This window comes from Nostocoides sp. (assembly GCF_035343835.1).
GTDB classification, from domain to species: Bacteria; Actinomycetota; Actinomycetes; order Actinomycetales; family Dermatophilaceae; genus Nostocoides_A; species Nostocoides_A vanveenii.
In genome coordinates this window covers 1-3807 of the sequence record NZ_DAOQZV010000279.1, presented here as the reverse complement: position 1 = coordinate 3807, position 3807 = coordinate 1, and the positions used below count along the sequence as shown (strand labels likewise).

At 68.8% G+C, this 3807-nt stretch carries 2 protein-coding genes; one reads left to right on the top strand and one right to left on the bottom strand.

The genetic code is table 11. The features are described 5' to 3' along the window. Positions 1 to 3401 (bottom strand): hypothetical protein (locus PKH97_RS14730; protein ID WP_324388325.1); only part of this gene is annotated, 3401 nt, incomplete at its 3' end. A gap of 128 nt (positions 3402 to 3529) precedes the next feature. On the opposite strand from PKH97_RS14730, the gene PKH97_RS14725 reads away from it, so the two are divergent. After that, positions 3530 to 3736 carry a hypothetical protein gene (locus PKH97_RS14725; RefSeq protein ID WP_324388324.1) on the top strand — a complete coding sequence of 69 codons (207 nt, stop codon included), beginning with the start codon at positions 3530 to 3532 and terminating at the stop codon, positions 3734 to 3736. The last annotated feature ends 71 nt before the right edge of the window (positions 3737 to 3807 follow it).

Here is a 3807-nt window from a genome sequence, read left to right as displayed (position 1 = left end):
CCGAGCGTGCCTACCAACGCCTCGCGCGCAGTCGCCGATGCCGCCTCGTCTCGAGCGGCACGCACGGCGTCGAGTCGCGCGCGCACCTCAAGCCGATCAGCGGCGCCCGATGGGCCGTCGGCGGCCAGAAAGGCCGACAACTGCGCGATCCCCGCATCCGCGCGCGCGACTTCCTGAGCCTGAGCGGCGTCTAGGCGCGCGGCATACCACGGGCTGGCCAGCACTGAATCGCGCGTGAACAATGCGCGGAACTCGGGCGACTGCAGGGTCCATCCCTCCTGGGACGCTCCGCTCGCCATGATCTCCAGCAGGGCGCGCACCGGCGGGCACGCCGACGCGATCGTCCCGTCCGCAACGTAGGCCTGCGCCACCCGCGCGTGCGTGGCCGCCATTACCTCGACCGATTCGGCGAAGACGGCGAGGTCCTGAGTCTCAGGGCGCAGGATCGCTTCGGTGAAAATCGCGTCCGGATGCATGAAGATCCGGCCCAGGAAGGTGGTCGCGAACTTCGCGGTGATCCGCAGCCCCAGCCGGCTCGCGGGGACGGCGCGCCCGTCGATCTCGACATCCTCGACCGGCTCGAGATAGCCGTTCTCGGCCAGCCACGCCGCGGACCGCTCGTGCGGCTGCATCCGGGCGAAGATCTCGGGGATCAACAAGCTGACGTCGTGGTCGACGCGCGCGGTCGGACCGACGAACCCGGCGCCGGAGACCCACCCGTCGTAGCCGGTCAGGGCATACGACAAGAAGGCGGAGTTGAGGTCGTAGGTCGTCGGCAGCGCATTGAAGGGCGCCTTGGTCATTGCGCCCTCGCTGCCGGCCCCCGTCGTCGACGGGGACTTGCCGGTCATCGAGGAGATGAACTCCATGAGCAACTCGGGCAGTTCGAGATAGTGCAGGGGCGAGAAGGCGCACAGTGCCGGCACGCCCGGCTCGGGCGGGTTGTTGCGTCGCCCGGCGGCGACCACGTCCACGGCCATGGTGACTGGCGCGCTCTGCGAGAGCCCGCGGGCGAGCCGCACCGCGGTGAGTGCGGCCGCCGTCCCGCGCGGATCGGCGAGGTCGGGACGCACCTGCAGATAGCGGGGATTCTTCGACGGTTTCCCGTCGACCAGCCGCGGCCGCGCCGAGCACACAACGTATGCCGGCCGGTCACCTTCGGTGCCCGCCGCGAAGTCGGTGATCAATCGCCGCATGGGAGAAGTGAATTCGCTCAGCGAGATCGCGTCATCGCGCATCGCCCGGGCGGCGTCCCGATCGAGCGGCTCGAAGTTGGACAAGAACGTTCCCGGCTGGGCGACATCCGTTTCGGCGATGGTGTCGTAGCCGGGGTGGATCGCGTCATCCGGGCGCTGAAAGAGCAAGCGTTCACAGTTCTCGACGACTTTGACCGATTCCGCGGCCGCATCGCTTGCGGCGACCACCACGGAGGCGGTGATGTCGTCCTCGGTCTGCAGCTTGAGGGCCGGCGCGAAATCCGGACGCAGGCTGAACAGGCGATAGGAGCCGTCGGTCTCAAAGCCCACACGCAACATGTCGACCAGCACCTGCTGGCCGTCCAGACGCAGCCGGTTGCCCGGCCGGCCGTTGACCCGGCTGACGGCGAAATGGCTGCGCCAATCGGCGCCCCACTCCGGCCGGTAGGCCTCTTTGATGACATAGACCAGCTCGAGCACGTGGGGCGGGATCGACTCCAGGAAGGCGTTGTGCTCCGCGCTGAACTCCGGCGACGGGGTGAGTAGCTTGATGACGCTGCCGATGCTGCGCTGCGGGCCGAGGATGGGGCGGGTGTCCTTGCCATTCCAGGAGGGCGTGGCATACCGGTTCGAATAGTCGCGGCCGACGATCGCCTCGACGGCATCGAGATCGGCGTCGAAGTCGGCGACGAAAGCAGTGCCGATGGTGATGGCGTCGGCGATCGACTTCGAGATCTCTGACTTGCCACCGCCGGAGACGGTAGAAGGCTTGTGGCACACCGTGGTTCGCGCCGAGGTCCCGATGATCGTCCACTGCGCGGGGTCGGTGCGTACCTGCCGCATGACGACCCGGAAACCGCTGGGGTCGAGGTAGGTCACGTCCGCACGGAACGGAATCCGTTGCGCCACGCCCGCGAGGTCGGTCCACGTGATCGACCGGTCGGCGAGCCGGAAGCGCGCGCCGGCCTCCACCAACACCAGGTCCGGGTGGGTGAGCAGGTGCGCCGACCCGTCCGCCGCGGGCACCCACAGGTGCGGATCGCGGGCGACGACCTCGGCGACCGAGGGCGCGTCATGGGCGTGCGTGTTGACGAACTCCTGGCCCTCGTCCCAGCTCGGGAACACCATCGCGCCACCCGAGTGCTCCTCCTCCGCGCCGCCGAAAAGGTTGGCGGAGTAAGAGATCTGCGTCTTGACTTCCTTCTTGCAGTAGCCGAAGTAGTTGTCGGCGATGATCGTGACGATCACGCCGCGCTCGTCGCGCGCGCACACCTTGAAGGCCTTGCCCCCGTTGTAGCGCTCGGCCGGATCGGTCCAACACATGCCGTCGCGGATCTGACGATCAGTCGCCTTGTCGCGGTGGGGCAGGCCGAGAGCGGCCTTGGTCGCGGACACCAGGTGGGGTGCGAGGATGACCAAGCCGGTATGCCCGGTCCAGTGCAGCGGGTCGAGCGCCGAATCGTTCTCCGGCACATAGGGATCGCCGGCATTGCCGAAGATGCCTTCGACGAAGTCGAGATTGGCGACCATGCTGCCGGGCACGATGAACCGGGTCTCCATCCGCCGCTCCCGCGTCCGGCCCGGCACGCCGACGACGACCAGCGGACGCAGCAATAGCGAGACAAAGCACGCCGCCCGCTCCGGCTGCGCGGACGTGATCGGCAACTCCAGCAAGGCTTTTGGGGGCGATAGCGCGGCGCGGAGCAGGAGCGCGAAGGTCTCCCGCGGCACCGCGAGCTTGTCGTCCGGTATGGGCAACCCGCCTTCGGCGAGGTGGAAGACCCCCGCAGTGGTGCGCCGGTCGTTGCGCGGGTTGTGGAGCACACCGTTGGCGAGCCGATAGCTCGTGATCAACTCCGATGCATAGTGATCGGTGTCGACCGGCAGGCTCAGTGTCCGCGCCAGCCCGGGCAGGTCGAGGGCCAGGGTGCGGCGAGGCAAGTGGGGGATGTCCGGCAGGCCGGCCAGGTAGTCATCGAGAAAGCTCTGCACCCGCTCGTCCACCGGGGGCAGCCGGTCGGCCAGACGCCGGCTCAGTTCGCGCTGGCGTTCCAGGAGCGGCCCGACCAGGGCCTCGTCGTCGCCGCCACCCTGCACCCGCGGTAGGCCGAGGAGAGCCAACCGGAGGTTGACCGCCGCCAGGGCCTGAGAGACCGTAAGCGCGGAGGTGCCAGCAGGGACGGGACCGGACTCGGTGGCAGTCATAGTGTCCATTGTCCCGTTGTGAAAACGCTTACACCAGCGAGGCGGACCTTCCTCGCGTGAATTTTGGGTGACATTGCTTTCACGCCGCGCGCGTTGGCGGCGAGGCATCGGGGTGCGACGATGAGGCGGTGAAGTCCGCCGAGGCGCGCGAGATGGCCTACGTCTCGGGTGTCGCGTTGGCTCACCTGACGCGGATGGTGCGGGGCGCTCACGCCGCCGTGAGTTCGGCCGCCAGCGATGCCGTGAGCGTTCTGGTGGGGCCGCTGGCGGGGCCGGGCTTCGTCCTGGCCGACGTCGTGGCCGGGGGCGTCTACGCCGCGACCGGCCTGCAGTGATAGCGGGTCGCTACCGGTCGGGCGCGCGCGCATGAGCCCGGTCCGGGGCAGTTACTTGCGCAGCGCCCGCG